Source organism: Streptomyces sp. LZ34 (assembly GCF_053890475.1).
The window spans coordinates 6,299,369-6,324,256 of the sequence record NZ_CM132680.1; the positions used below are offsets into that span (position 1 = coordinate 6,299,369).

General features: G+C 72.6%; 29 protein-coding genes and 1 pseudogene. 17 read left to right on the forward strand and 13 right to left on the reverse strand.

All coding sequences use genetic code 11. The annotated features are described in order from the left end of the window. Positions 1–114 precede the first annotated feature (114 nt). Positions 115–1,164 (forward strand): Ppx/GppA phosphatase family protein, encoded by a 1,050-nt coding sequence (locus tag ACWY4P_RS25590; RefSeq protein ID WP_456202655.1) that lies wholly within the window; start codon positions 115–117, stop codon positions 1,162–1,164. 32 nt (positions 1,165–1,196) lie between these two features. On the opposite strand, the gene ACWY4P_RS25595 is transcribed toward ACWY4P_RS25590, so the two are convergent. Continuing rightward, positions 1,197–1,829 (reverse strand): response regulator, encoded by a 633-nt coding sequence (locus tag ACWY4P_RS25595; protein WP_456213054.1) that lies wholly within the window; start codon positions 1,827–1,829, stop codon positions 1,197–1,199. A 5-nt stretch (positions 1,830–1,834) separates the two neighbouring features. After that, a complete protein-coding gene (locus ACWY4P_RS25600; RefSeq protein WP_456202656.1) occupies positions 1,835–3,025 on the reverse strand; it encodes a sensor histidine kinase in 1,191 nt (396 codons plus the stop codon). A gap of 110 nt (positions 3,026–3,135) precedes the next feature. Between ACWY4P_RS25600 and ACWY4P_RS25605 the strand changes: the two genes are divergently transcribed. Next, positions 3,136–3,891, forward strand: a complete 756-nt coding sequence (locus tag ACWY4P_RS25605; protein WP_456202657.1) for an ABC transporter ATP-binding protein — start codon at positions 3,136–3,138, stop codon at positions 3,889–3,891. Beyond that, positions 3,888–6,392 carry an ABC transporter permease gene (locus ACWY4P_RS25610; protein WP_456202658.1) on the forward strand — a complete coding sequence of 835 codons (2,505 nt, stop codon included), beginning with the start codon at positions 3,888–3,890 and terminating at the stop codon, positions 6,390–6,392. The genes ACWY4P_RS25605 and ACWY4P_RS25610 overlap by 4 nt, the downstream gene beginning before the upstream one ends. A gap of 6 nt (positions 6,393–6,398) precedes the next feature. On the opposite strand, the pseudogene ACWY4P_RS25615 reads toward ACWY4P_RS25610, so the two are convergent. Next, positions 6,399–7,605: pseudogene (locus ACWY4P_RS25615) on the reverse strand (GDSL-type esterase/lipase family protein). A gap of 40 nt (positions 7,606–7,645) precedes the next feature. Continuing rightward, entirely contained in the window at positions 7,646–8,215 is a 570-nt protein-coding gene (locus ACWY4P_RS25620) for a TetR/AcrR family transcriptional regulator (RefSeq protein ID WP_456202659.1), read from the reverse strand. A 71-nt stretch (positions 8,216–8,286) separates the two neighbouring features. Between ACWY4P_RS25620 and ACWY4P_RS25625 the strand changes: the two genes are divergently transcribed. Continuing rightward, on the forward strand, positions 8,287–8,778 hold the full coding sequence (locus ACWY4P_RS25625; RefSeq protein WP_456202660.1) for an FBP domain-containing protein: 492 nt from the start codon (positions 8,287–8,289) through the stop codon (positions 8,776–8,778). Between the two features lie 87 nt (positions 8,779–8,865). On the opposite strand, the gene ACWY4P_RS25630 is transcribed toward ACWY4P_RS25625, so the two are convergent. Together ACWY4P_RS25630 and ACWY4P_RS25635 are read right to left on the reverse strand one after the other, a co-directional pair. Further along, on the reverse strand, positions 8,866–9,075 hold the full coding sequence (locus tag ACWY4P_RS25630) for a DUF397 domain-containing protein (protein ID WP_456202661.1): 210 nt from the start codon (positions 9,073–9,075) through the stop codon (positions 8,866–8,868). Next, complete coding sequence (locus ACWY4P_RS25635) at positions 9,072–9,905, reverse strand: helix-turn-helix domain-containing protein (protein ID WP_456202662.1); 834 nt, start codon at positions 9,903–9,905, stop codon at positions 9,072–9,074. The genes ACWY4P_RS25630 and ACWY4P_RS25635 overlap by 4 nt, the downstream gene beginning before the upstream one ends. A 285-nt stretch (positions 9,906–10,190) precedes the next feature. Between ACWY4P_RS25635 and ACWY4P_RS25640 the strand changes: the two genes are divergently transcribed. The 6 genes from ACWY4P_RS25640 to ACWY4P_RS25665 all read left to right on the forward strand — a co-directional run bounded on the left by ACWY4P_RS25640 (position 10,191) and on the right by ACWY4P_RS25665 (position 13,797). Continuing rightward, entirely contained in the window at positions 10,191–10,502 is a 312-nt protein-coding gene (locus ACWY4P_RS25640) for a hypothetical protein (protein WP_456202663.1), read from the forward strand. Further along, positions 10,503–10,670, forward strand: coding sequence for a hypothetical protein (locus ACWY4P_RS25645; protein WP_456202664.1), 168 nt, complete (start codon positions 10,503–10,505; stop codon positions 10,668–10,670). A 241-nt stretch (positions 10,671–10,911) separates the two neighbouring features. Continuing rightward, positions 10,912–11,217 carry a hypothetical protein gene (locus ACWY4P_RS25650; RefSeq protein WP_456202665.1) on the forward strand — a complete coding sequence of 102 codons (306 nt, stop codon included), beginning with the start codon at positions 10,912–10,914 and terminating at the stop codon, positions 11,215–11,217. Positions 11,218–11,311: 94 nt separating this feature from the next. Beyond that, positions 11,312–11,602 (forward strand): hypothetical protein, encoded by a 291-nt coding sequence (locus tag ACWY4P_RS25655; protein ID WP_456202666.1) that lies wholly within the window; start codon positions 11,312–11,314, stop codon positions 11,600–11,602. A 165-nt stretch (positions 11,603–11,767) separates the two neighbouring features. After that, a complete protein-coding gene (locus ACWY4P_RS25660) occupies positions 11,768–12,658 on the forward strand; it encodes a radical SAM protein (protein ID WP_456202667.1) in 891 nt (296 codons plus the stop codon). Between the two features lie 8 nt (positions 12,659–12,666). Then, complete coding sequence (locus ACWY4P_RS25665; protein ID WP_456202668.1) at positions 12,667–13,797, forward strand: methyltransferase domain-containing protein; 1,131 nt, start codon at positions 12,667–12,669, stop codon at positions 13,795–13,797. Between the two features lie 63 nt (positions 13,798–13,860). Here ACWY4P_RS25665 and ACWY4P_RS25670 read toward each other — a convergent pair whose 3' ends face one another. Continuing rightward, the gene (locus ACWY4P_RS25670) at positions 13,861–14,694 is read right to left on the reverse strand and encodes an aldo/keto reductase (protein ID WP_456202669.1); all 834 of its coding nucleotides are present in this window, start codon (positions 14,692–14,694) and stop codon (positions 13,861–13,863) included. 85 nt (positions 14,695–14,779) lie between these two features. Next, positions 14,780–15,844 (reverse strand): cation diffusion facilitator family transporter, encoded by a 1,065-nt coding sequence (locus tag ACWY4P_RS25675; protein WP_456202670.1) that lies wholly within the window; start codon positions 15,842–15,844, stop codon positions 14,780–14,782. 86 nt (positions 15,845–15,930) lie between these two features. Here ACWY4P_RS25675 and ACWY4P_RS25680 point away from each other — a divergent pair, with 86 nt between their 5' ends. The 6 genes from ACWY4P_RS25680 (at position 15,931) to ACWY4P_RS25705 (ending at position 19,494) form a co-directional block, all read left to right on the forward strand. Next, a complete protein-coding gene (locus ACWY4P_RS25680) occupies positions 15,931–16,290 on the forward strand; it encodes an ArsR/SmtB family transcription factor (RefSeq protein WP_456202671.1) in 360 nt (119 codons plus the stop codon). A 26-nt stretch (positions 16,291–16,316) separates the two neighbouring features. Further along, complete coding sequence (locus ACWY4P_RS25685) at positions 16,317–16,724, forward strand: DUF6153 family protein (RefSeq protein ID WP_456202672.1); 408 nt, start codon at positions 16,317–16,319, stop codon at positions 16,722–16,724. Between the two features lie 105 nt (positions 16,725–16,829). Beyond that, positions 16,830–17,465, forward strand: coding sequence for a DUF305 domain-containing protein (locus ACWY4P_RS25690; protein ID WP_456202673.1), 636 nt, complete (start codon positions 16,830–16,832; stop codon positions 17,463–17,465). 94 nt (positions 17,466–17,559) lie between these two features. Further along, a complete protein-coding gene (locus ACWY4P_RS25695) occupies positions 17,560–18,027 on the forward strand; it encodes a hypothetical protein (protein WP_456202674.1) in 468 nt (155 codons plus the stop codon). A gap of 61 nt (positions 18,028–18,088) precedes the next feature. After that, entirely contained in the window at positions 18,089–18,754 is a 666-nt protein-coding gene (locus ACWY4P_RS25700) for a DUF3105 domain-containing protein (RefSeq protein ID WP_456202675.1), read from the forward strand. After that, positions 18,751–19,494 (forward strand): DUF305 domain-containing protein, encoded by a 744-nt coding sequence (locus tag ACWY4P_RS25705; RefSeq protein ID WP_456202676.1) that lies wholly within the window; start codon positions 18,751–18,753, stop codon positions 19,492–19,494. Before ACWY4P_RS25700 ends, ACWY4P_RS25705 begins: the two co-directional genes overlap by 4 nt. A 104-nt stretch (positions 19,495–19,598) precedes the next feature. Here ACWY4P_RS25705 and ACWY4P_RS25710 read toward each other — a convergent pair whose 3' ends face one another. From ACWY4P_RS25710 to ACWY4P_RS25730, 5 genes are read right to left on the reverse strand one after another with little or no spacing between them, the layout of a single operon-like run. Further along, on the reverse strand, positions 19,599–20,873 hold the full coding sequence (locus ACWY4P_RS25710; protein WP_456202677.1) for a cytochrome P450: 1,275 nt from the start codon (positions 20,871–20,873) through the stop codon (positions 19,599–19,601). Then, the gene (locus tag ACWY4P_RS25715; protein WP_456202678.1) at positions 20,870–21,490 is read right to left on the reverse strand and encodes a GTP-binding protein; all 621 of its coding nucleotides are present in this window, start codon (positions 21,488–21,490) and stop codon (positions 20,870–20,872) included. Before ACWY4P_RS25715 ends, ACWY4P_RS25710 begins: the two co-directional genes overlap by 4 nt. Continuing rightward, on the reverse strand, positions 21,471–21,830 hold the full coding sequence (locus tag ACWY4P_RS25720) for a DUF742 domain-containing protein (protein ID WP_456202679.1): 360 nt from the start codon (positions 21,828–21,830) through the stop codon (positions 21,471–21,473). The genes ACWY4P_RS25715 and ACWY4P_RS25720 overlap by 20 nt, the downstream gene beginning before the upstream one ends. Then, positions 21,827–22,252, reverse strand: a complete 426-nt coding sequence (locus ACWY4P_RS25725) for a roadblock/LC7 domain-containing protein (protein WP_456202680.1) — start codon at positions 22,250–22,252, stop codon at positions 21,827–21,829. The genes ACWY4P_RS25720 and ACWY4P_RS25725 overlap by 4 nt, the downstream gene beginning before the upstream one ends. Positions 22,253–22,266: 14 nt before the next feature. After that, positions 22,267–23,856 (reverse strand): sensor histidine kinase, encoded by a 1,590-nt coding sequence (locus tag ACWY4P_RS25730; protein ID WP_456202681.1) that lies wholly within the window; start codon positions 23,854–23,856, stop codon positions 22,267–22,269. 323 nt (positions 23,857–24,179) lie between these two features. Here ACWY4P_RS25730 and ACWY4P_RS25735 point away from each other — a divergent pair, with 323 nt between their 5' ends. Then, the gene (locus tag ACWY4P_RS25735; protein ID WP_456202682.1) at positions 24,180–24,752 is read left to right on the forward strand and encodes a TetR/AcrR family transcriptional regulator; all 573 of its coding nucleotides are present in this window, start codon (positions 24,180–24,182) and stop codon (positions 24,750–24,752) included. Positions 24,753–24,888 lie beyond the last annotated feature (136 nt).

The following is a 24,888-nucleotide window of genomic DNA, read 5'->3' on the forward strand; positions in this document are numbered from 1 at the left end:
GACACCTTCTTGCCGACCCGCACCACGCCCCGCATCGCGGGCCGCGTGGCCGGGAACCTTCCGACGGGAAAGCGACGATGAGTGAAATTCCAGGGGAACGGACAGTCAGCAGACATGCGTCTCGGAGTGCTTGACATCGGTTCCCAATCGGCCCACCTCGGCATCGCCGACCTCATGCCGGGCAGTGCCCCTGAGCCGGTGACCTCGCTCAAACGGCCGGTGCGGCTGGCGGAGGCCACCGACCGGCAGGGGGTGATCGACCAGGAGGCGATCAAGCGGGTGGTCGCCGCGGTGACCGAGGCCGCCGCGGTCGCCGAGGCCCACGGCGTGGACACGCTGGTGCCGTTCGCCACCTCGGCGATCCGGGACGCCGCCAACCGGCGGACCGTGGTCGCCGAGGTCGAGGACGCCAGCGGGATCGGGCTGACGTTCATGACCGGCGAGGAGGAGGCGCGGCTCACCTTCCTCGCGGCGCGCGGCTGGTACGGCTGGTCGGCCGGGGAGATGCTGCTGCTCGACATCGGCGGCGGCTCCCTGGAGATCGCCTGCGGCAGCCGCGCCGAGCCCGCCGTCGCCCTGTCCGTACCGCTGGGCGCGGGCCGGCTGACCCGCCATCACCTGCCCGAGGCCGGGCCGGTGAAGAAGCGGGACGTCAAGGAGTTGCGCCAGTTCGTACGGTCCGTCATCGGCGAGACGACCGAGGAGCTGCACGACCGCCCCGAGCCGCGCACTCACGTCGGCGCCTCCAGGACCTTCGCCCAGCTGGCCCGGCTGACCGGCGCGCCGAAGGCCAAGGCCGGCCCGTACGCCGAACGCGTCCTGGACCGGGACCGGCTGGCGGCCTGGGTGCCCCTGCTGGCCGCCAGGAGCGACGCCCAGCGCGCCCGGCTGCGCGGCATCTCCGCCGCCCGCGCCCACCAGGCCCTGGCCGGTGCGGTCGTCGCGGAGGCCGCGATGGACGTCCTGGGCATCGAGCGGCTGCGGGTCTGCCCCTGGGCGCTGCGCGAGGGGGTCCTGCTGGACCGGCTCCGGGCGCTGGAGACACACCCGGACGCTTCACGCGATCTCCCCGCGGCCCCCGCGAGCGCGTCCGTCACGGCTCTCCCGGTGGAGCGCGGCGGGTACGGGCCCGGGCGGCTCCTCGCCGTTCCCTGGACCAGCTGAACGCGCCGCATCGGCCCCGCCCCGGCCCCGCCTCAGCCGCGCAGGTACGCCAGGACGGCCAGCACTCTGCGGTGGTCGTCGGGGGCGGGCGGCAGATCCAGCTTGAGCAGGATGTTCGCGATGTGCTTGGCCACCGCGGCCTCGGTGACCACCAGCGCCCGGGCCACCGCGGCGTTGGAGCGGCCCTCGGCCATCAGCGCCAGCACCTCGCCCTCGCGCGGTGTGAGGCGGCGCAGCGGGTCCTGCCCGCGGGCCAGCAGCTGCCGCACCACCTCGGGGTCGATCACCGTGCCGCCGTCGGCCACCCGCGCCAGCGAGTCGGTGAACTCGGTGACGTCGCCGACCCGGTCCTTGAGCAGATAGCCGGTGCCCGCGCCGCGCCGGGCCGCGAGCAGCTCCTCGGCGAAGGTCTGCTCGACGTACTGGCTGAGCACCAGGACGGCCAGGGACGGCCGCAGCGCCTGGAGTTCGCGCACCGCCCGCAGCCCCTCGTCGGTGAAGCCGGGCGGCATCCGCACATCGGCGATCACCACGTCGGGCTCGTGCTCCAGGGCGGCCGCGACCAGCGAAGGACCGTCGCCGACAGCCGCCGGGACGCGGTGCCCGAACCGCTCCAGCAGGCTCACCAGACCCGCGCGCAGCAGCACGGCGTCCTCCCCGATCACCACGCTCAGCCGCCGCACGGAATCTCCACTCGCAACCGGGTCGGCCCGCCGACCGGGCTGGACAGCAGCATTCTGCCGTCCACGGCCGCCACCCGGTCGGCGAGCCCGGTCAGCCCGGTCCCGGCGGCCGGGTCCGCGCCGCCGCGCCCGTCGTCGGTCACCTCCAGCACCAGCACCCCGCCGCGCAGCCGCCCGCCGACCCGCAGCCGGGCCGCGCCGCTGTGCCGGGCCGCGTTGGCCAGCGCCTCGCACACCGCGAAGTAGCCCGCGGCCTCCACGGCGGGCGGCAGCCGCCGCTCCAGGTCGACATCAAGGTCCACCGGCACGGGCGAGCGCGTCGCCACGTCCCGCACCGCCGCGGGCAGCCCCCGCTCGGTCAGCACCTGCGGATGCACCCCGCGGATCAGCTCACGCAGCTCGGCGAGCGCGTCCTTGGCCATCCGGTGCGCCTCCGCCACCTCGCGCGCCGCGCGCGATCCTGCGGGCAGGTCGAGCCCCGCCAGGCCCAGCTTCATGGTCAGCGCGACCAGGCGCTGCTGGGCCCCGTCGTGCAGATCCCGCTCGATGCGGCGCCGCTCCGCCTCGTACGCGTCCACCAGGCGCGCCCGGGACCGCCGTACCTCCGTCAGCTCCGCGCCGCCCGGCGCCAGTACGGCCAGCGACACGGCCGCCCGCGCCCCCGCCCAGGCGGCGACCGGGTACGCGGCCACCGGCAGCAGCAGCGCGCCCGCGAGCGGGCCGCCGACCCGGGCCCACGGCGGGGCCTCGGGCTGAAGCGGCGTGGCCAGCAGCGCGCCCGGGATCCCCGACGACACCAGGACCACCGCCAGATCGACCCAGCCGAGCGCGAGCACGGACAGCACGCCGTGCCCGGTCTCGCGCCAGGCGGCCGCGTCGCGGGGCAGCGGCGAGCGGGTCGTGCCGAACGGCGTGTGGGGCGCCACCAGGCGCAGCCGCCGCCGCTCCCACGGGCCGGCCGCGACGGTGGCGCAGCCCAGCACCAGCAACGCGCACACCACGGCCGTCACCCCGCCGATCCGCTCCCAGGACGCGGCCACGCCCGCCACCGCGAGCCCGCACGCGACGCCCGGCAGCCCGCCGGCGAGCAGATAACCGGCGGACCGCCAGGGCCAGGAGGAGCGGAGGAAGCGGGCGGGCCCGCGGGTCAGCGCTTCCAGGGGGTCTCGGGGGATCACCGCTCGACCGTAGCCGCGCGGCGGGCCGTGGGCAGTAGTGCCAGGTGGAGTATCAGGACTAGCCCGGCCACCCGTGTGCCGCCCCGCCCCTCGCCGGTTCACTCGGCGCCATGCCCACAACCACCACACCCTTGCCCCACCCCATAGAACTGTGCGCCGTCTCCCGGCGGTACGGGACGGGGGAGCGGGCCGTCACCGCCCTCGACCAGGTCACGCTCGGCTTCGCCGAGGGCACCATGACCGCCGTGATGGGCCCCTCCGGCTCCGGCAAGTCCACGCTGCTGCACTGCGCGGCGGGGCTCGACCGGCCGACCGCGGGACGCGTCGTCATCGGCGGTACGGAGACCGGGGAGTTGACCGAGACGGCCCTGACCCTGCTGCGCCGGGAGCGGATCGGCTTCGTCTTCCAGTCCTTCAACCTCGTCTCCGCCCTCACCGCCGAGCAGAACGTCGCCCTCCCGCTGCGCCTGGCGGGCCACCGCCCCGACCCCGCCCAGGTGGCCGCCGCGCTCGCCGAGGTCGGGCTCGCCGACCGCGCCGGACACCGCCCGGACCGGCTCTCCGGGGGCCAGCAGCAACGCGTGGCCATCGCCCGGGCGCTGATCACCCGGCCCGCGGTGCTCTTCGCCGACGAGCCGACCGGCGCGCTGGACATCACCACCTCGCGCGCCGTGCTCGGCCTGCTGCGCGGCCTGGTCGACCGCCACCGGCAGACCCTGGTCATGGTCACCCATGACCCGGCCGCGGCGGCCTGGGCCGACCGGGTCGTCTTCCTGGCCGACGGGCGGGTCGCCGACGAGATCGCGGACCGGCCCGGGGCAGAGGCCATCGCCTCGCGGATGTCGGTGCTGGAGGCAGCGGCATGAAGCCCGGAAAGGCTGGAGAGACCGGAAAGAGCAGGGGCGGCATGTTCGGCCTGGCCGTCGCCACCGTACGGGCGCGCCGTACGGCCTTCGCGGGTTCGTTCACCGCCCTGTGCCTGGGCGTCGCGGTCCTCACCATGAGCGCGCTGATCCTGCTGTCCGGGGACGGCGGGGTGCCCGGCCGGTACGCGGGCGCCCCCGTGCTCGTACGGAGCGCGCAGGGCGGCACCGGCCCCGACGGGGTGTTCCTGGAGCGGGCCCCCTGGTCGGCCCGGCAGACGAGGGAGCTGACGCGGGCGCTGGCCGCCGTGCCCGGGGTGCGGCGCGCCGTGCCCGACCGGTCCTTCTACGCCCAGGCGGTCGTCGGCGGCGACCCCGCACGCGATGCCCGGCAGCGGAAGGGCGACCGGCTGGGCCACGGCTGGTCCGGCGCGGCCCTCGCCCCGTACCGGCTCACCGCGGGCCGCGCCCCGCACCGGCCCGACGAGGTGGCGCTCGACCGTGCCCTCGGGGCCCGGCCGGGCGAGCGGATCACGCTGCTGACCGCGGCCGGACCTGAGCGGTTCACCGTCTCCGGCACCGTCGACGGGCCCGGCTACTACCTGACCGACGAGCGCGCGGCCGCCCTGTCCGGCGGGGTGCGGGTCATCGGGCTGCTGACCGAGCGGGGCGCGGACCCCGGCGCGGTCGCGGCGGCGGCGCGCTCGGCCCTGAAAGACGCGGGCACGGTGCTCGCCGACTCCGCGCGGAGCGAACTCGCCCCCGTACGGGACGCCAAGACGCGCTGGATCGGCAGCCAGGTGCTGACCGCCATGGCCGCGCTCTCCGCCTTCGCCACGGTCTTCGTCGTCGCCTCGACGTTCGCCTTCAGCGTCGCCGGAGGCCGCCGCGAACTCGGCCTGCTGCGCGCGGTCGGCGCCACCGGGCGCCAGCTGCGCCGCCTGCTGTACGGGCAGGCGCTCGCCGTCGGCGCGGCCGGCGCGGCGGCCGGGGCCCTGCTCGGCGCGGCACTGGCCCCCACGTTGGGCGGAGTGCTCACCGACGCGGGCTTCCTGCCGCCCGGCTTCGCGGTCCACCGCCAGGCATGGGTGCTCGCCGCGACGTTCACCGCCGGTCTGGCCGTCGCGCTGACCGCCGTATGGTCCGCCTCCCGCCGGGCCGCCGGGACCGGCCCGCTGGAGGCGCTGCGCGAGGCCGCCGCGGACGACCGCCCGATGACCCGCGCCCGCGCGCTGACCGGCATCGCCTTCACCGCCCTGGGCTGCGCGGCCGCCGCCGGGACCGCCTTCGCCGACCCGACCGATATGACAACCCTCGCCCTGTGCACGGCCGTCGGGCTGGTCACCGGCGTGACCCTGCTCGTCCCCGCGGTGGTCCCACCGCTCGTACGGGCCGTCACCCGGCCACTCGCCCGCCGCCGGGGCGCGCTCGGCATGCTGGTGCGCGAGGGGATGCTGGCGGCGGTGCGGCGTACGGCGTCGACGACCGCCCCGGTCCTGGCCACCGTCGGCTTCACCGTCCTGATCACCGGCAACACCCAGACCTCCGTGCACTCCTACGCCACCCGCGACACCGCCTCCGTACGGGCCGAAGCCGCCGTCGTCGCCCGCGACGGCACCCCGGGGCTGTCCGACGCCGCCGCCGGATCCGTCCCGGGGGCGGGGCTGCTGGCCACGACCGTCTACGGGGGCGCGGCGAAGACCCCCGTGGAGGCCGCGGGCGTCGACCCCGCCGCCTTCGCCGAGGTCCACCACCGGCTGCGGACCGTCTCCGGATCGCTCGCCCGGCTGCGCGGCCCCGGGACGCTGGCCGTGACCGAGTCGGCGCTGGCCACCCTGGGCGGACGCACCACCACAACGATCACCTTCGAGGACGGCCGCGCCGAGAGGCTGCGGATCGTGGCGGTCCTCTCCGACCGTACGGCCCCCACCCCGTACGCCGCGCTGCTCCCCCGGGACACGGTCCGCGCCCACGACCCCTCCGCCCTCACCGACGTCGTCTACCGCACCGGTCCGGACCCCGGGCCCGCCGCGCTCCGGCGGCTCGGCGCCGAGGAGGTGAGCGTGGCCGCCTACGCGGGCCGCGCGGACGCCGAGGAGGACCGCCTGGTCGAGGTCTTCACCCTGCTGCTGGTCGCCATGTCGGCGGGGTGCACGGGCGTCGCCGTCGCCAACACCCTCCTGATGTCCACCGCCGACCGGCTGCGCGACCTGCGTCTGCTGCGGCTGTCCGGCGCGACGACCCGCCAGGTCCTGTGGACCGTCGCGGCGGAGACCGCCTTCGTGGTCGCCCTCGGCTCCGTCCTCGGCGCCCTGACCGCGCTCCCCTCCTTGCTCGGCGTCCGCGCCGGCCTCAGCGGCACCCTCGGCGTCCCGGTCCGGCTGGTCGTGCCCGCCGCGCCCGTCGCGGCGGCGGTCGCGGGCTGCCTGGCGCTCGCACTCGCGGCGAGCGTGCTGCCCGCGCGGGCGGCGCTCGCCAAGGCGGTGCGCGTCGGGGCCGGTTGAGACCGCTCAGGCGCCGCGGGCCGCGAAGGGGCCACCGGCGGTGAAGGGGCCACCGGCGGCGAAGGCCCGCTCGGCGAAGCGCTCGCCCATGCGGCGGTGGGTGGCGGCGTCCGGGTGGAGGCCGTCGGGCAGCGGCAGCTCGGCGGCGTCGGCCCGGCCGTAGAGGTCACGGCCGTCGAGATAGTGCAGGTTGGGGTCCTCGGCTGCCCGCCGCGCCACGACCTGGGCCAGCTCGTCCCGGATGACGCCCAGGGTCAGCTTTCCGCTCGCCCGCTCCGCCGGATCCCCCACGGCGCGGAACCGCAGTCGCCCGGCGCTGAGATCGGTGAAGTCCGGGGCGCTGGGGCCGGGCGTGTCCTCGTGGATGGGGCACAGGACGGGCGAGACGACCAGCAGCGGTGCGGTGGGGTGGCCTTCGCGGACGGTGTCGAGGAAGCCGTGCACGGCGGGGGGGGAAGGCGCGCAGACGCATCAGGTCGGTGTTGACCAGATTGATGCCGATCTTGACGCTGATGAGGTCCGCGGGGGTGTCCCGCAGGGCGCGGGCGGTGAACGGGTCGAGCAGGGCGCTGCCGCCCAGGCCCAGGTTGATCAGTTCCACGCCGCCGAGGGAGGCGGCGAGCGCGGGCCAGGTGGTGGTGGGGCTCGCGGCGTCGGAGCCCTGACTGATCGAACTGCCGTGGTGCAGCCACACCCTGCGGCCCCGGTCCGGTGCGGGCTCGACGGGGGCGTCGGTGCGCAGGGCGACCAGTTCGGTGGTCTCGTTGTGCGGCAGCCAGATCTCGACGTCCTTGACGCCGCCGGGCAGTCCGGCGAAGCGGAGGGTGCCGACCGGGCCGGGCCGGTGCTCGGCGGTCCCGGCGACCATGTCGATGGTCAGGGTGTTGCCGCCGGTCACTGCGGCCTGCCCGGCCGGACGGCCGTCGACCAGCAGGTCGTACACGCCGTCCGGGCGGGGCGGGGCGCCCACGTAGACCCGCTTGGTGGGCAGCGTGTCCAGTTCGACGGCGGTCGCCCGGGTCCGGAAGACCAGCCGTACGCCGGAGGGCTGGGACTCCGCCATGGCGAGCTGCCCGTCGGCGCACTGGGCGCGGGCCCGGGCGGGCAGCCGGTGCGGCAGCACCCCGTGCGCGGTGCGTTCCAGGTCGAGGGCGCCGCGCAGGAGGTCAGCGGTGACGGGCGTGGTGATCCAGTCGTGTTCGGTGGTGTGCATCGTCCAACCTGTCGCTCAACGTACGGGGGTGCTGTGTCTGTCAGGGCGCGGGCCAGTTCCGCAGCAGGGCGTCGAGCGCGTCCAGGATCCGCGACCAGGTCTCCTCCGTGTCGGGGGCGCTGTGGCTGAACCCGCCCCCCAACTCCAGGCTGACGTAGCCGTGGAAGACGCTGCCGAGCAGCCGGACCGCATGCGTCTGGTCCGGCTCCGTCAGGTCGTAGCCGCGCAGGATCGCCCGCGTCATCTGCGCGTGCCTGCCGCCCGCGCTGGCGGCCGCCGTCTTCGGGTCGAGCCTGAGCTGGGCCGCGGCGTAGCGGCCGGGATGCTCCCGGGCGTATCCGCGGTAGACGTCCGCGAAGGCGGCCAGGGCGTCCTTGCCGGCCCGCCCGGCCAGAGCAGCGGAGCCCCGGTCGGCGAGTTCCTCCAGGGCGAGCAGGGCGATCCCGGTCTTGAGGTCCTGGGAGCTCTTCAGGCGCGAGTACAGGCTCGCGACCTTGACGTCGAGCCGCCTGGCGAGCTCCGAGACGGTCACCTGGTCGAACCCGACCTCGTCGGCCAGTTCCGCCCCCGCCCGGGTCAGGCCTTCCATGGTCAGTCCTGCGTTTTCCATACCCTTCCCCTCATTCGACATAACCGATTATTGATTTGCCTACGACCTCTAGGCAAATTAGCTTGCCTTTCATGAAGCCGCTGACCGAGCAAGAGATCCGTACCGCGTTCGTGAACTGCACCAAGGGCGAGGCGAAGCGCCTGTCCGTCCCGCGCGACCTGGCCGACCGACCCTGGGACGACCTGGACTTCCTCGGCTGGCGAGACCCCCAGGCCCCCGAGCGCGCCTACCTCGTCACCACCCTGGACGGCCGCCCGAGAGCCCTCCAGCTGCGCTGCCCCAGCCCCGCCTCCTGGCAGGTCCGGCGCGGCATGTGCTCGGTCTGCCTGACCGCCCACACGGGCGGCGTCTCCCTGATGGTCGCGCCGAAGGCACGGCAGGCCGGGCAGCAGGGCAACTCGGTCGGCACCTACATATGCAGCGACCTCGCCTGCTCGCTGTACGTACGGGGCAAGAAGGACGCGGGCGCCGACGGACGGATCCAGGAGTCGCTCACCCTGGAGGAGAAGATCGCGCGGACCGTGGCGAACGTCGCGGCGTTCTTCGCCAAGGTGGCGGCGTGAGTTTGGGCGGCGCGGCAGCGCGTGCCGACATGACGACGGCCCCCGGTGGCGGGGGCCGGTCGCTTCGATGGCTGGTTGCTGCGGTGGTCAGGCGGCGGGGAACTCCCCGCGCTTGACGGCCGACACGAACGACGACCAGGCGCAGGACTCGAAGGTGAGCGCCGGGCCGTGCGGCTCCTTGCTGTCGCGGACGGGGACCACGCCGCGCGAGGCGACGAGGTTGGCGGCGACCTCGATGCACTGGCCGCCGTTGTCGCTGTAGGAGGACTTGAACCAACGGGGGGATTCCGTCGTCACGGGGTGCCCTTTCGCAGCTGGTTGATCATGGCCACAGACTCTGTCTGAGAGGGCGCTTCGGCCTGTAGCTGATGGTAGGCCGTCAGCATGGGCAGCACGAACCTGTTGTCCCGTTCGAGATGGCCCCGCTGGGCAGACTCGGCGTACGACATGAGCGAGCGGTCCGCCATCGTCAGCACGGTTATCGGCAGGTTGAACGGCCGACGAGTCCCCATCTCGAACGGGGCGACGTGGACCATGGTGTTCGGCAGCTCGGCGAACTCGACCAGCCGTGCCAACTGCGCGTCCATGACGGCGGGCTCGCCGATGGGCCGACGGATACAGCTTTCGTCCAGCACCACGAAAACCAGTGGCGGAGGCGTCCGGACGAGCGCGGCTTGCCGCTCCGCGACGAGCGTCACTCGCTCCTGCGCCTGCTCGGTCGTGATCGCTCCCCGCTTGACGGCACTGTCCGCCAGGATCGTTGCGTACTCCGGTGTCTGGAGAAGTCCAGGGATGACGCCCACTTCATACAGCCGGATCTCTGCCGCACGCCCCTCATGGCCGACGAACTCCGGGAACCCCTCCACCAGGCTGCCGTGGCGGATCTCCCGGTACTGGCGTTCGAACGTGTCCTCACCCTCGAGGCCGAAGGCGCGGTCTGCACTACGTGAGAAACGGAGGGTTGGAGGTTTCCGACCATTTTCGACGGCCGAAATATGCACGCTGGAATACTCCGTACGTTTGGCAAGGTCCTCTTGAGTCCAACCGCGAGCCTCCCGCAGGCTGCGTAAACGCGCTCCGTAGGCCGCCTCGGGAGAGGCCTCCGGGTTCAACTCGTTCTTATTCACGGTTCGTTCGCCAACCTTCCATCCTTCGCTGACACATTGAACAGATCTCCAGTGTAGGCCACGCTGAACACACTCCGCAGTGAAATCACTACGGAGTGGAGCGGTGGCTGACTGAACGCGCCCCTCCATCAACTGATCGTGACGACAGGCGAGATGGCCTCGGTCACGGCCGGCTGCCTCAGGCACCGACCAGGCCGGGCGCCACAGAAACAGGCCACACGCAAGACCCCAGCAACCGCGCGACCGGCCCGGGTTCGTGGCCTCGACCACAGGAGGTTGACAGGCATGGCCTACGCCATCGCGTGGATCTTCGAAAGGCTGTTGCGGCTGCTGTTTGCCCCGTCCGGTCGTCACCGCGCGGCCCACGCTGCCGACGGCCGTCCCGCCGTGCGGCACCAGGGCGCGCCGCCGCACGCCCGTGGGGCGGTCGTGGTGCGGCCGTACGTCGTCGCGTACGAACAGCCGTGGGAGCAACGGCAGCGGGAGCAGCGGGCCGAGCGTCGGCTGCGGCGGCAGCGTCGGCGGACGCTGCGGCTGGCCGCGCACGGCATCGACATCGGCCCGCGCGTCATCCACGGCGTCAGGGTGGCGGCGTAGATGAACACCCCGGCGACACCTCCGCCGCAGCAGGAACAGGCCGACGAACAGCACGGACAGGACGGACAGCAGGGCGGCGACGACCGCCCGACCCTGGAGGAACTGCGGCAGCAATCGGTAGCCCTGAGCGAACGGATCGCTCAGCATCTGGAGCGGAGGCCGAAGTGAACCACGCACCAGCCACCAGCGCCGACACGCCCCCGATCGAGACGACCACACGCACAGATGCCGCCCCGTTCGCGGGCACCCCGGCCCCTGTCGAACCCCCTGTATATATGCGGCTCCGCTGCGTGGGGGGCTCCCCCACAGGATGGTGGGGACGGTACGGCGGGGCGCTGGACGTACGCTCCGGCGTCGTGTTCATCCCGCCGGGGGCCGACCTGCCACCGTGCCCGTTCCCGTGTGCCCGATGCCGCGCCAGGGGGAAGCAGTGAACGGCGCGGACTGGACGAGCATCCTGCCCCGTCTCGCGGTCGGCATGGTGGTCTACGACCGGCACTACGAAATTCCCGCGACCATCGCCGACTTCGACGGGCCGATGGTCTGCCTCACCCGCCCCACCGGCCTCGAATGGCGGTCGCACTGTGCCTCGGTGCGCCCCGCAACGGCGTACGAGCGGCGGCAGCTGCAGGCCATCGCCCGGCTTCATGCCCAGCGCCAGCGAGGCATGGCGCCCGCCGGGGTGCTCACCCACCCCGACCGCCATTTGTGGTGAGTATGAGACAACGACACGCCGTGGCGTCGGCGTGTCGTTGTCTCACACTCACCACAAAGTCACGACACAAAGCACTTCGCCGGAGTGATCTCCCATGGCAGATGGACCCTGGCACGCCACATGGACGTTCATCAGCACATCCGGCGTCACCACAGGAACAGCCGACCATGCACGGTACTTCGATATCCGCACCGCCATCTTCAAAGCCGCTGACAAGTCGCTACGTGATCTGGCACGCACTGAAACAGCCAAGAGAGGTGAGCCCTGGAAACTCCTCGTCGGAGCCCTGTACTCCGAAGCGATGCTGTCGGCCGACGAAACCGGCACCTGGCACTACGTGAGCCCGGACGGCTGGGCGAACGTGACGGTTCGCTTCACCCCGTAGCAGCCACAACCGTGCCGGGAAACGTCAGCCGTCGTGGCCGGGGTGCAGCACCCCTTGCCGTGAGGGCACGCCCCTCGCCCATAGACCCCCGTCTCTGCCGGGGTGCGAGGGCGTTCGCCTATGACGGCCGTAGCGGATCACCACACCGAAACCAAGGGAGCAGCAATGAACACGGTTGTAGAGAGCCCGGCGGCGTCCCCGACGACCTCGCCGAGGGTTGTCGAGTTAGAGATCACAGGGACCTGTCAGCTCCAGTGCACGCAGTGCTTTGCCGACTCGGGGCCAAGCGGCACGCACGGCGCGATGACGCCCGACAACTGGCGGCGCGTGATCAGCGACGCGGCAGCGATGGGCGTGCGCGAGGTGCAGCTGATCGGCGGCGAGCCGACCACGCACCCGGCATGGCCCGAGCTGGTCGACCACGCGCTGAGCCTTGGCCTTGGGGTCGAGGTCTACAGCAACTTGTTTCACATCAAGCCTGGTTGGTGGGGCGTGCTCGCGCGCGACGGCGTGACGCTGGCCACCAGCTACTACAGCGACCGCGCCGAGGAGCACGACGCGATCACAACTCGTCCGGGCAGCTACAAACGCACCAGGGCGAACATCTCCGAGGCCGTACGGCGCGGTATCCCGCTGCGCGTCGGCATCGTGTCCGTCCTGCCGGGGCAACGCGTGACCGAGGCGCGCCGGGAACTGGAAGCACTCGGCGTGACGAAGATCCGCACCGACCGGACGAGGCGCCTCGGCCGTGCCTCCCTGCCCGGTGCTGGGGCAGACACAGCGGAACTGTGCGGGCGCTGCGGGCACGGGCAGGCGGCCGTCCTGCCCTCGGGCGAGGTGACACCGTGCGTGATGTCGCGATGGCTGACCACCGGCAACGTGCGCGACCGTGGCTTGGCCGCAGTGCTGGGCGGCGAGGCGTGGGCCGAGGCACTGCGCGTGCTTCCGGCCCGCGCCGACGGCAACCCGTGTGACCCTGACTGCAAGCCCGCGTCCGACGGTGGCGACTGCTCGCCCGCGGAACAGGAAGCGTGCGACCCGAAGTACGACGAGTGAGGCCACTCATGGACTGGAAGCCACACGCGGAACGCCTCGCTGCCGAGGCGACCTCGCCCGTCTCGCGGTGGCGGGGCGTGGTCGCCTCCACCCCCCGGCACGTCTTCGTGCCCCGGTGGTGGGAGGCGACAGGCGGCGGCACGTGGGCCCTGCGCGATGGGCCGGCGGACGAGTCGGCATGGCTGCGCGCGTCCTATTCGGACACGTCGCTGGTAACCCGTGTCGGCCCGCTGCACGCCGACGACGCTAGCCCCGGGGACCGGCCGCGCGGAGTGCCCACGTCATCAAGCACCATGCCGGGCCTGGTGGTGCGGATGCTGCGTCACGGGCTGTTGTACGACGATGCCGACCTCGGGCTGATCGGCACGGGCACCGGGGCCAGTACCGCCCTTGCGGTGCGGCGTCTGGGGGACAAGCACGTCACGGCCCTGGACGTGGACCCCTACCTGACCGAGGCCGCGGCGGCGCGGCTTGCCTCGCTCGGTATGTCCCCCCGGGTGGTCACCTGTGACGCGTCGGGGCCGCTGCCTGGCGACTTCGACCGCATCGTGTCCATGGTGGCGCTGCGCGGCTTGGCCGAGGTACTGGCCGCGCTCCGCCCCGGCGGGCGGCTGGTGACGACGCTGGCTCGTATGCACGTGATCGTCACGGCTGACAAGGACGCGGACGGCAGCGCCCGTGGGGTCGTCGAGTGGGACCGGGCCGGCTTCATGTCCGTCCGTTCCGGCGCCGACTATCCGCCGGGGACGAGCGAGCTGTTCGCGGCCGTACGGGACCGCGAGGGCGAGGACGTGACCGAGGGCCGCTACCCGGTACTCAACGTCGCGGAAGCATGGGACGTGCGCGCCATGCTCGAACTCGCCGCGCCCGGCGTCGAGACCTATTACGAGGAGCACGGCGAGCAGCGTACGGCGTGGCTGGTGCACCGCGACGGCTCATGGGCGCGCGCCTCGGCGACATGGATCCAGCCGCCCACGGTCCACCAGAGCGGCCCGCGGCGACTGTGGACGGTGCTGGAACGCATCCGGCACCGGCTCAACGCCGAGGGCGGCCTGCCGATCTACGGCAGCCGCGTGCACATCACGCCCGACGGCGTGTGCCACTTCACGCGCGGCAAGTGGTCGGCCTCCTACGGCTGACCACACCTGACCGCACGTCTGTCCGTCGCTCCCCCGTGGCGGACGGGCGAGGCTCATTCACGCTCAGCGCGCCAGCCGGTCGAGGCGTTCGCGGTGGACCGGGGTCAGGCCGAGACGGGCTGCGGCGAGGTTCTCCTCCAGATGGTCGATCCGGGCGGTACCGGGGATCGGGAGGATGACGGGCGAGTGGTCGAGGAGCCACGCGAGCGAGACCTGCGTGGGGGTGGCGCCGAGCTCGTCCGCGATGGCGGCGATCTCCGCCCTGGCCCCCGACGCCCCCGCCGCGACGGGCCGCCACGGCAGGAACGCGATCCCCGCCGCCTCGCAGGCCTTGAGCACCGGCTCGTGCTCGCGGTCGAGCGGGTTGTAGCGGTTCTGCACGCTGACGATGTCGACGATCTCCCGCGCCTGGTCGAGTTCGGCGACGGTGACCTCGGACAGCCCGAGCCGGCCGACCTTGCCCTCCAACTGGAACTCCCGCAACGTGCCGAGCTGATCGGCGAGCGGTGTCTCCGGGTCGATGCGGTGCAGCTGGAGCAGCTCGATCCGCTCGACTCGGAGCCGACGGAGGGCATGCTCGACCTGGTCGCGCAGGATGGCCGGACGCCCGTCCAACCGCCACTCGCCGGAGGGGCCCGTGCGCGCGACGCCGACCTTGGTGGTGATGAGCAGCCCGGTGGGGTACGGGTGCAGGGCCTCGGCGAGGAGTTCTTCGTTGGCTCCCCCGCCGTACAGATGGGCGGTGTCGATCAGCGTGACGCCCAGCTCGACGGCTCGCCGGGCGACCGCGAGGGAGGCTTCGCGGTCGGAAGCGGGCTCGGTCGGCAGGTGCATGGCTCCGAACCCGAGCCGCCGTACCGCCAGGTCCCCGCCGATGTGGAACGTGTCCGATGCCATCCGCTGTCTTCGCCCCCATCGCTCGACAAGGGCACGCTAACAGCTCCGTTGGGCGGTGCGCCCGCTCTCCCGCGCCGCCCGCCGTTCAGGCCGTCGCGTGGTGCGCCAGCCGGGCGTGGGGGTCCGGGGTGCCCGGGAGCGGGGCGGGGTCGGGGTGGATCAGGGCGGCGGTGAGTTTGGGTACGGCGTGCAGCAGGGCGTGCTCGGCGTCCACGGCGACCTGGTGGGCCTCCCGTACGCTCAGCTCCCCGGCGACCACCACCGCGACCTCCGCCCGCAGCCGGTGGCCGATCCAGCGCAGGCGCAGCTCGCCGACGCCGCGGACGCCCGGGACGGCCAGGAGGGCGCGTTCGGCGGCGTCGACCAGGGCCGGGTCGACGGCGTCCATGACGCGGCGGAAGACCTCGCGGGAGGCGTCGCGCAGGACTATGAGGATCGCGGCGGTGATGGCGAGGCCGACCAGGGGGTCGGCGAGGCGCCAGCCGAGGGCGGAGCCGGCGGCGCTCAGCAGGACGGCGAGGGAGGTGAAGGCGTCGGTACGGGCGTGCAGGCCGTCCGCGACCAGGGCCGCCGAGCCGATGTCGCGGCCGACGCGGATGCGGTAGCGGGCCACCCATTCGTTGCCGAGGAAGCCGACCACGGCCGCGGCGGCGACGACGGGGACGTGGTCGATGGCGCGGGGGTCCAGCAGCCGGTCGGCCGCCGTCCAGGCGGCGAAGGCGGCGGAGGCGGCGATGGTGAGCACGATCGCGAGGCCGGCCAGGTCCTCGGCGCGCCCGTAGCCGTAGGTGAAGCGGCGGGTGGCGGCGCGGCGGCCGAGGACGAAGGCGATGCCGAGCGGTACGGCGGTCAGGGCGTCGGCGGCGTTGTGGACGGTGTCGCCCAGCAGCGCGACCGACCCGGAGACCACCACGACGGCCGCCTGGGCCAGGGCCGTCGCCCCGAGCACCGCGAACGACGTCCACAGCGCGCGCATGCCTCGGGCGGAGGACTCCAGCGCGCGGTCGGTCCGGTCGGCGGACTCGTGGGAGTGGGGTCGCAGCACATGCCCCGCCCGGTGGCGCCACCGCGCCCGGTTTCCCGTACGGCCGTGGTGGTGGCTGTGGTGGTGACTGTGCTCGTGGCTGTGGTCGTGGTCGTGGTCGGTCACTGTTGTTCCTTCCGACGCGGGCGGTGGTACGCGGCGGGCCGCGGCGTGCCTGGACTTGGGCCTCGCCCACCCCTCATTATGTGCGTATGAGCGCACGCATGCACCTATCAGATGCGCACGGTTCGCACCCGCGAGTCCCGAGCAGCGAGCAGCTGGCCCGCGCCGCCGAGCTGCTGGGCCTGCTCGCCGACCGCACCCGGCTCGCCCTGCTGCACACCCTGAGCGCGGGCGAGGCCGATGTGACCACCCTGACCGCCGCCTGCGGCGCCGCCCGCCCGGCCGTCAGCCAGCACCTCGCCAAGCTGCGCCTCGCCGGGCTCGTGGCCTCCCGCAAGGACGGCCGCCGCGTCGTCTACGCCCTGGAGGACGGGCATCTCGCCCGCCTGGTCGCCGAGGCTCTGAGCCACGCGGACCACGAGCTCTCCGGCATCCCCCGCCACGACTGACCCATCCGCCCCCGTAGCATGGGCCCGTGCCGAGCCCTGCCGAGTGCCGTCCGTCGCCGCCCGCGTGGCGGTGGCGCGCGCTGCTCGTGCTCGGGCTGCTGGCCGGGGTGCTGGGCATGCACGCCCTCGGGCCCACCGGCGGTCTGATATCGGGCGCCCATGAGCGCCCCGCCGCCATGGGGACCGTCGTAGCCACCGCCGCCGTGCACAGCGGCTGCGACGGCATGTGCGGCGGCTCGCACATCCACCACGCCGATCCGACCTGCGCGTCACCCGCGGTCGGCAGTGGGCCCTCGCTGTCCGCGCCCCCGTCGACCCCGGTGGCCGTCTGCGGCCATGACCTCGCGGTGTCCCGGCTCGGCGGCACGGCACCTTCCCCGGCCGACGGGCGCGCGCCGCCCTCCCTGGCCGAACTCCAACTCCTGCGGATATAGGACACGCCACGTCCTCGCGGCGCCGGCCCCCCTTTTTTGGCGGGGCAGTCCGGCGCCGATCCCAGCGTGTCCAGAAATACCCCCTACTTCCTCAGGAGTTCCCCCATGCGTTCCCTCTCCCGCCGTACGGCGCTGATCGCCGCGGCCGCCACGGCCGCGCTGTCCCTGACCCTGACCGCCTGCGGCAGCGACGACGACGGCGGCAGCGGCCACTCGGGCCACGACTCGACGAAGACCACCGCGAGCGCGGGCGCGTCCGCCCCGTCCGGCAAGCACAACAAGGCCGATGTGAGCTTCGCGCAGGGGATGATCCCCCACCACCGCCAGGCTGTGGAGATGGCCGACCTGGCCGCCACCCGGGCCTCCTCCGCCCAGGTCAAGAAGTTGGCCGCCGACGTCAAGAAGGCGCAGGACCCCGAGATCCGCACGATGTCCGGGTGGCTCAAGTCCTGGGGCGAGGACGTCCCCGAGGCGATGCCCGGGATGGACCACTCACAGCACGAGGGCATGCCCGGCATGATGGGCTCCAAGGACATGGAGGAGCTCAAGAAGGCGTCCGGCGCCGCCTTCGACACCGCGTTCCTGAAGATGATGATCGAGCACCACAAGGGCGCGGTGGAGATGGCCGGCACCGAGAAGCAGAAGGGCGCGTACGGCCCCGCCAAGACGATGGCCGACGACATCATCAAGACCCAGAACGAGGAGATCACCCAGATGAACAAGCTCCTCGGCAAGGGCTGACCGGCGGCTTGTGAGCGATGGGCGAAGGCACCGGCACCCCGCCGGGCCTTTGCCCATTCAGCCGCGGCGGGCCCAGTGGTTACGATCTGGCGCGATGAGTAGTCAGCGCGACGCGAGCCGAATACCGGGCGGCACGGTGCGAGCCACCGTGCTCTCGGTGCTCCGGTGTGCCGTCCCGCTGCTCACCGTCGCGCTCTGGCTGGCGCCCTCGTTCCTCCACCCGGCCATAAAGCACGCGTCCGTCACGGAATACGCCTCCGCCACGGAGCACACCTCCGCCGCCGAGTACGCCTCCGCCACGGAACACTCCTCCGGCTCGGCGCACCGTACGCCCCGCCCCGCCAAGTCCGCGCTCGCCCGGCCGTGCCCGGACCCCGGCGACAACTGCGTGGCCGGCCCTCGGGGGGTGAGCCAGGGCCTGGTGCCCGCGCCCGTTCCCCCGCCCGCGCTCGCCGAGCTCCTCCCGCGCGACCGCCCGCACGACACGGATGCCACCCGGGCCCCGCCCGACCACGCCGTCCGCGCCCCCGGCCTCCACCAGCTCCAAGTGCTTCGCACCTAAGGCCGCCGGTATCCGGATCCGCACATCACTCATTCCTCCAGTGCAAGGACAAGGACAAACCATGGCTTCCAAGGGATCGAAGACGAAGGGCGCGGCCGCGCGCCGCGAGAAGATCGAGGAGTTGCGCCGCGCCGAGCGGGCGCGCGACCGCCGCTACCGCATCATCACGATCGTCTCGTGCACGGTGATCGTCGTCGGGCTGGTCGTCGGCGGCTACTTCATCATCGACGCCACCAAGGAGAAGGACGAGAAGGCCAAGGCGGTGACGATGACGACGGTCAAGACCGGAACCTTCAAGGGCATGAAGACCTGGAAGAACCTCGGCCGGACCCATGTCAACGGCACGGTCAAGTACGCGATGTCGCCGCCGGTCGGCGGGAACCACAACCAGGTCTGGCAGAACTGCAACGGCGACGTCTACGACAAGCCGATAACCAACGAGAACGCGGTGCACTCCCTGGAGCACGGCTCCGTGTGGGTCACCTACACCGACAAGGCGGGGGCCAAGGACGTCAGCGCCCTCGAGAAGCGGGTGAAGGCGACCCCGTACACCCTGATGAGCCCCTATCAGGACCAGGACGCCCCGATAGTGCTCAACGCGTGGGGTGTTCAGCTACAGGTCGACTCGGCGGACGACCCGCGCGTGGCGACGTTCTTCAAGGACTACGTCCAGGGCAAGCAGACGCCCGAGCCGGGCGCCGCGTGCACCGGAGGGAAGACGGAATGACGGACACCGGCCAGGTGGCGGACGCCGGCCGTGTGGGACGCCAGCCGCTGGTGGCGGGCATCTCCGCCGCCCTCGCCCTGCTGACGCTGGTGGCGGTGGGCGTCCTGTGGCTCACGGCGGACCGCTCGGACGGCACGACCGGGCCGTCCAAGCCCACGGACACCTCCGCGGAGGCCGGTTTCGCCCGGGACATGGCCATCCACCACCAGCAGGCGGTGGAGATGTCGTTCATCGTGCGGGACACCACCGGCGACGAGGATGTGCGCCGGCTCGCGTACGACATCGCCAACACCCAGGCCAACCAGCGCGGGATGATGCTCGGTTGGCTGGACCTGTGGGGGCTCTCCAAGACCTCGGAGGACCCCCCGATGACGTGGATGAAGGACCTGTCCTCGGGCGAGTCGGGCGGCTCCATGGATCACGGCTCGATGGACTCCATGGACTCGATGGGCCCTGACGGCACGTACAAGCCGCACGACGGGTCGCTGATGCCGGGCATGGCCACCAACACCCAGCTGGACACGTTGCGCAAGGCCAAGGGCCGGGCCGCCGAGGTGATGTACCTGCGGCTGATGATCGACCACCACAAGGGCGGGATCGACATGGCCAAGGGGGCCGTCAAGCTGGTCAAGGACCCGACGGTCAAGCGGCTGGCGCAGGGCATGGTCGACAGCCAGCAGTCGGAGATCCAGCTGATGAACGACATGCTCAAGGAGCGCGGCGCCAAGCCCGTGTCGTAACCGGCCCGCTCCCTCGGGCAAACCCCCGGGCGTCCCTCCCAAAGCTCCCCCGGCTACCGCTGGGGGAGCCAGCCCTGCTCGGCCGTGCGGCGCACGGCGCCTTTTCAGCGGGAGGTGGGCGTGAACTGGACCGGTATGGCGGACACGCCGCGCATCATCAGCTTGGAGCGCCATTCCAGTTCGTCGGGGGCGACGGTCAGCATCACGTCCGGGAGACGGTCGATCAGGACCTCGATCGCGGCCATGGCGATGGCCTCGGCCAGCTCGCGGGCGACCGGGGGGCAGCCGTGCGTGCCGTGGCTGAACGCCATGTGGGCCTGGTTGCCCGCCGCGCCGGCCCGGAAGTCCGGCCGTACGTCGGGGTCGGCGTTGGCCGCGGCGAGGCCCAGCATCAGGCAGTCGCCCTTCCTGATGTGGCGCCCGGCGAGCATGGTGTCCTCGGCGGCCCAGCGGCCGACCCAGTTGGGGACCGGGGTGGCCTCCCAGAGCACCTCGTTGATGGCCTGGCCGACGCTGCGGCGCCCGCCGGACATGGTGACCGCGAACCGCTCGTCGGTGAGCATCAGCCGGAGCGCGTTGCCGATCAGGTCGGTGGTGGGCTGGTGGGCCGCGTAGACGTTGCCCAGCAGGTCGTTGATGATCTCTTCGTCGGTGAGGCCCGCCGGATGGTGCACCAGGACCGTGGCGATGTTGTTCCGGTCCGGGGTCGACCGGGCGTGCTCCATCAGCGCCACCATCCGGTCGACCATGTTCTGGTGCGCTTCCGGCCCTCCCTTCCCGCTGACCAGGTCGACCGTGACCTGCTGTAGCTCGGCGGACTCGGCCTCGCCCATGCCGTACATGCGGTTCAGCACGCGCAGCGGGATCTGGCAGGCGTAATCGGCGATCAGATCGGCGTGGCCGCGGCCCGAGAAGGTGTCGATCAGACCGTCCGCGACGCGCTCGCACATCGCGCGCAGCTCGTACGGGTCCACGGCCTCCATGCTGTCGATGATCGCCTCGGCCCGCCGCTCGTGCTCGGCGCCCTCGGTGAACAGCATGGTGGGCCGGTAGCCGACGAACGTCATCAGCTCCCAGTCGGGCGGGACCCGGTCCCAGGAGTGCCAGCGGCGCGAGTCCCGGGCGAACACGTTGGGGTCGGTGGTCACCCGCACCAGTTCGCGGTAGCCGAGCACCATCCATACGGGGATCTGGCCGTCGAGCAGGACGGGTACGACGGGGCCGTGGTCGCGGCGGAGCCGCCGGTAGAGCTCTTCCTGGCTCTGCCTGAAGTCTTCGGAGTCCAGCCGCACGGCGTCCGGCTGCTCCGGCCAGTCCAGGGGCGGCTCGGCGGGGTCGAAGGGATCCTCGGGCGGGAGCGTGGGGTCCGGGGTGGTCACGCGGTGCTCTCCAGGGCGACGGCGGAGGAGGTGGACAGGGAGTACAGGTGCTTGACGAGTTCTACCAGCACGGCCTTGCTGGAGTCGCGCTGCCGGGCGTCGCAGTCGACCACCGGGATGTCGGGCGGCAGGTCGAGGGCCGCGCGCACCTCCTCCAGGGTGTGCTTCGGATCGCCGAAGTTGTTGCGCGCCACGATGAACGGCGTGCCGTGGTGCTCGAGCCGGTCGATGGCGTACCAGGAGTCGGACAGCCGGTTGGTGTCCACCAGCACGACCGCGCCCAGGGTGCCCATGAACAGCCGGTCCCACAGGAACCAGAACCGCTCCTGGCCGGGGGCGCCGAACAGGTAGAGCACCATCTGCTCGTCCAGGCTGATGCGGCCGAAGTCGAAGGCGACGGTCGTGGTGGTCTTGTCCTGCACCTGCGACGCGTCGTCGATCCCGACGCCCGCCTGGGTCATGGTCTCCTCGGTGCTCAGCGGGCGGATCTCGCTGACGGACCGGACCATGGTGGTCTTTCCGACCCCGAAGCCCCCGACGATCACGATCTTGAGGCCGTCGCGCGCGCTCTCGCTCAGCTGCGCACCCTCGGGTCGATCAGAGGTTTTGGAGTGCAACGAGCACCTTCTTCAGCATCTCGGGTTCGGGCAGCTGCCTGTCGGAGCGGACCACCTGGGGGTGGCGAGCGGTGATCTTTCCGGTGTCGAGCAGATCGCAGAGCAGGATCTTCACCACGCTGACCGGCAGCCCCAGGTAGGAGGAGATCTCCACGACCGCCAGCGGACGGTGGCACATCCGCAGGATCTTGGCGTGCTCCGACTGCATGCCCGGGGTCGGTTCGCTCTCGCTGACGATGAGCGTGACCATGTCGAACACGCTCTCGTCCACCCGGCTGCGGCCACCGGTGACGGTGTAGAGCCGGTCCGGATCCTCGCTGTCGACGGCCCCTCGGATCATGCGGTGGCACCGCCGGTGCCGCTCGCGGCCACGCGGGGCGCGGCGCGCAGATGGTCGCCGATCTGCTCGACCAGCTCGTTCATGTTGTGGCCGATGATGCCGACGTCGGCCTCGTCCTCCGCGATGACGGCGAGGTGGGCGCCCTCACCGGCCTCCACGATGAACAGGATGCCGCCGTGGAACTCCGTCATCGACTGCCGTACGCCGCCGCTCCCGTCGCCGAACTCGATGGACGCGCCGTGGGCCAGGCTCTGGATACCCGAGGCGATGGCCGCCAGCTGGTCGGCCTGGTCGAGGGACAGGTCGGAGGTGAGGCACAGCTTGAGACCGTCCCGGGAGAGCACCAGCGCGTGCCGGGCGCCAGGGGTCTTCTTCAGCAGGTTCTCCAGCAACCAGTCCAAGCTGCGATCTGTGGTGTTCATCGGGGTTCCTTCTGTCACGGCTGGTCGTTCTCGGGAGACGTCTCGGAGATGGGGGAGGCTTCGGCCGCCTGGTCCTCGGCCCGTGGGGCCGGCTCGGCCGAGGCCGCGGGGCAGGGGGCGACGGAGCCGCCGCGGGTGGCCTCGCGGAAGGCGCCGAAGCGGGCGGCGTCGGGGCGCGGGCGGTCGGCGGGCGCCTTACGCGGCTCGGCGGGGGCGGGCCGTGCGGCCGCGGCCAGCGTCTCGCCGCGGCGGCGTTTGGGCAGTCCGCCGGCCGACTCGCCGCTCGCGGGCTGCGGAGCGGGGTCCGGCACGGGGTCCGGCGCGGTCGGGGCAGGGTCCGGCGCGGCCGGGGCGGGCCGGGCAGGGGCCGCCGTCCGGGTGGCGGAGGAGGTGTCGGTGGGGACGGCGCCGGAGCGGTTCGCGGCCTGGGGGGCGGCCGGACGGACCGCGGCGGAGCGGGCGGCCGGGGCGGGGTTGGTCGCGGCGTTCTGGCTCACGTGGGTGATCAGCTGCTGCGGGATCAGGACGACCACGCCGGTGCCGCCGCGCGAGGAGGGCCGGAAGGAGACCGTCAGGTTGTGCTTACGGGCCAGCTGTCCCACGACGGCGAGCCCGAGCCGGGTGCCGGAGAGCGTGGTCAGGTCCAGGGGGTTGGAGGCGACGGCCTTCTCGGCGCGGGCGAGGGCGGCCGGGCCCATGACGAGACCGCCGTCCTCGACCGTCACCACGACGCCGGTGTGCGTCTCCTGGACGTACACGTGCACCTCCTCCGTGGGAGGCGAGAAGGTGGCGGCGTTGTCCATGAGTTCAGCGAGGGCGTGCATGACGCCCTCGGCGGCGTAGCCGGCGACCGCGGCGGTGCTGGCCGAGTGGATCCGGACCCGCTGATAGGCACTGATCCGGCCGACCGCGCCGCGCAGCACGCTCTCCATGATGATCGGTTTGGTCCAGCGGCGCCCGGAGCGGGCACCGGTGAGGACCGCGATGCTGTCCGCGATGCGGCCTGCCTGCGCGGTGGTGTGATCGAGCTTCAGCAGGTCGCCGAGGACGGCCTCGTCGTGCCGGTTCTCCATCTCGCGCAGGTCGGCGAGCATGCTGGTGGCCAGCGCCTGCACCCGGCCGGCGGCGTTGGCGCAGGCCGCCATGGCGGAGGCGCGCATGCGCTCACCGGTGGCCACTTCCCGCACCAGCGTCTTCAGCATCCGGTCGTGCGCTCCGCTCGCGGGCGAGGGCACCGAGGAGAGCACGGTGTCCACCGTGTCGCCTTCGCGGAGCTGCCGCACCGCACGTGGAATCGTTTCGTCGGCGAGTCTGGCGGCCTCGGCCTCCATCGTCGCCGTGCGCCGTGTGACCTCGGCCTCCATGAACATCGTGCGCCGCGCGGCCTCGGCCTCCACGGCCGCCACGCGCTCTTGGAGCCGCCGTACGGCTTGCGCGCGGGCGGCGGCGAACGCGGCGGCCACGCACAGCAGGACGGCGACCACAGCGCAGAACAGGCCGACTGACGCACGGCTCTCGGACGGCACTTCGGCCGTCACCCAAGCCCCCACGCCACCGACGACGACGGCCGCCAGCAGCGGTACGGCCAAGGTCTGCCGCGTCATGGAGGGCCCTTTGACGGGTTGGCTGGATATATGTGCTGACATCTCTCAGGTCCTCAGGGGCGCGATCGAGGGTTGAGGGCGGTTTCGAGCCATGGGCGGCACATCGTAGTACCGCACACAGACTTTTGACCGGCCCGGCCCACCAATCGGACCTTGACGTTCCGTCAGCTCGGGGAAAACGAACCCTGCATGACCCCCGCGTGGCGACCACTGAACCCCCGTCAAACACCGGGCATCAGAATGAGCCGTTCCGGCCCGCACGTCCACCCGCACGGCGCGTTCTCTGTCGACGCTAGAGCGTCTAGCGTTGCTAGAATTGGGGTATGTCATCCACCGAACGTCGCGAACGCGAACGAGCACAACGCCATCAGCTGATCATCACGGCCGCCCGCGAGCTGGCCGAGGCCGAAGGCTGGGACGCGGTGACCACGCGCCGGCTGGCCGAGCGCGTCGAGTACAGCCAGTCCGTCCTCTACAGCCATTTCAAGGGCAAGGACGCCATCGTCCGCGCGGTGGCCCTCGAGGGCTTCGACGACCTCGCCGCCCAGCTGCGGCGGGCCCGGTTCGCCGAGATCTCGCCCAAGGAGGCGCTGCGCGCGGTGGGCCGCGCCTACCTCGACTTCGCCGCCAACCGGCCCGCGCTGTACGAGGCCATGTTCATCATGCCGACCGACCTGCCCTTCGCCGGCAGCGAGACGCCCTCCGCGCTGCGCGCCGCCTTCGGCGAGATCGTGGCCGTGGTCGGGCCGCGGGACGGCGAGGGGCTGTACGCAGAGGTGTTCTGGGGCCCGCTGCACGGCATCGCCGTCCTGGTGCACGGCGCGCGGATGCCGGCCGTGCACCACGGGGACCGGCTGGACCTCCTGGTGGAGCGGTTCGCCCCGGAGTCGGGCTGACGGCGGTGAGCCGAAGGGGCGCGCCGCTGTCGAAAGGGAGAGCGCGCGCAGGCCCCGAGGTACGAGGGGCCGAGCACGGTCGACCGTCGACAGTGGCTGAGGCGCCCCGGAGGCGAACCGCCGCAAAAAAGGGGCG

Excerpts from the sequence above, each read along its gene's own strand:
- ACWY4P_RS25590 (WP_456202655.1), top strand. The coding sequence starts at position 115 with ATGCGTCTCGGAGTGCTTGACATCGGTTCCCAATCGGCCCACCTCGGC.
- ACWY4P_RS25605 (WP_456202657.1), top strand. The coding sequence starts at position 3,136 with ATGCCCACAACCACCACACCCTTGCCCCACCCCATAGAACTGTGCGCC.
- ACWY4P_RS25610 (WP_456202658.1), top strand. The coding sequence starts at position 3,888 with ATGAAGCCCGGAAAGGCTGGAGAGACCGGAAAGAGCAGGGGCGGCATG.
- ACWY4P_RS25620 (WP_456202659.1), bottom strand. The coding sequence starts at position 8,215 with ATGGAAAACGCAGGACTGACCATGGAAGGCCTGACCCGGGCGGGGGCG.
- ACWY4P_RS25625 (WP_456202660.1), top strand. The coding sequence starts at position 8,287 with ATGAAGCCGCTGACCGAGCAAGAGATCCGTACCGCGTTCGTGAACTGC.
- ACWY4P_RS25640 (WP_456202663.1), top strand. The coding sequence starts at position 10,191 with ATGGCCTACGCCATCGCGTGGATCTTCGAAAGGCTGTTGCGGCTGCTG.
- ACWY4P_RS25645 (WP_456202664.1), top strand. The coding sequence starts at position 10,503 with ATGAACACCCCGGCGACACCTCCGCCGCAGCAGGAACAGGCCGACGAA.
- ACWY4P_RS25650 (WP_456202665.1), top strand. The coding sequence starts at position 10,912 with ATGCCGCGCCAGGGGGAAGCAGTGAACGGCGCGGACTGGACGAGCATC.
- ACWY4P_RS25655 (WP_456202666.1), top strand. The coding sequence starts at position 11,312 with ATGGCAGATGGACCCTGGCACGCCACATGGACGTTCATCAGCACATCC.
- ACWY4P_RS25660 (WP_456202667.1), top strand. The coding sequence starts at position 11,768 with ATGAACACGGTTGTAGAGAGCCCGGCGGCGTCCCCGACGACCTCGCCG.
- ACWY4P_RS25665 (WP_456202668.1), top strand. The coding sequence starts at position 12,667 with ATGGACTGGAAGCCACACGCGGAACGCCTCGCTGCCGAGGCGACCTCG.
- ACWY4P_RS25670 (WP_456202669.1), bottom strand. The coding sequence starts at position 14,694 with ATGGCATCGGACACGTTCCACATCGGCGGGGACCTGGCGGTACGGCGG.
- ACWY4P_RS25680 (WP_456202671.1), top strand. The coding sequence starts at position 15,931 with ATGAGCGCACGCATGCACCTATCAGATGCGCACGGTTCGCACCCGCGA.
- ACWY4P_RS25690 (WP_456202673.1), top strand. The coding sequence starts at position 16,830 with ATGCGTTCCCTCTCCCGCCGTACGGCGCTGATCGCCGCGGCCGCCACG.
- ACWY4P_RS25695 (WP_456202674.1), top strand. The coding sequence starts at position 17,560 with ATGAGTAGTCAGCGCGACGCGAGCCGAATACCGGGCGGCACGGTGCGA.
- ACWY4P_RS25700 (WP_456202675.1), top strand. The coding sequence starts at position 18,089 with ATGGCTTCCAAGGGATCGAAGACGAAGGGCGCGGCCGCGCGCCGCGAG.
- ACWY4P_RS25705 (WP_456202676.1), top strand. The coding sequence starts at position 18,751 with ATGACGGACACCGGCCAGGTGGCGGACGCCGGCCGTGTGGGACGCCAG.
- ACWY4P_RS25720 (WP_456202679.1), bottom strand. The coding sequence starts at position 21,830 with ATGATCCGAGGGGCCGTCGACAGCGAGGATCCGGACCGGCTCTACACC.
- ACWY4P_RS25725 (WP_456202680.1), bottom strand. The coding sequence starts at position 22,252 with ATGAACACCACAGATCGCAGCTTGGACTGGTTGCTGGAGAACCTGCTG.
- ACWY4P_RS25730 (WP_456202681.1), bottom strand. The coding sequence starts at position 23,856 with ATGACGCGGCAGACCTTGGCCGTACCGCTGCTGGCGGCCGTCGTCGTC.
- ACWY4P_RS25735 (WP_456202682.1), top strand. The coding sequence starts at position 24,180 with ATGTCATCCACCGAACGTCGCGAACGCGAACGAGCACAACGCCATCAG.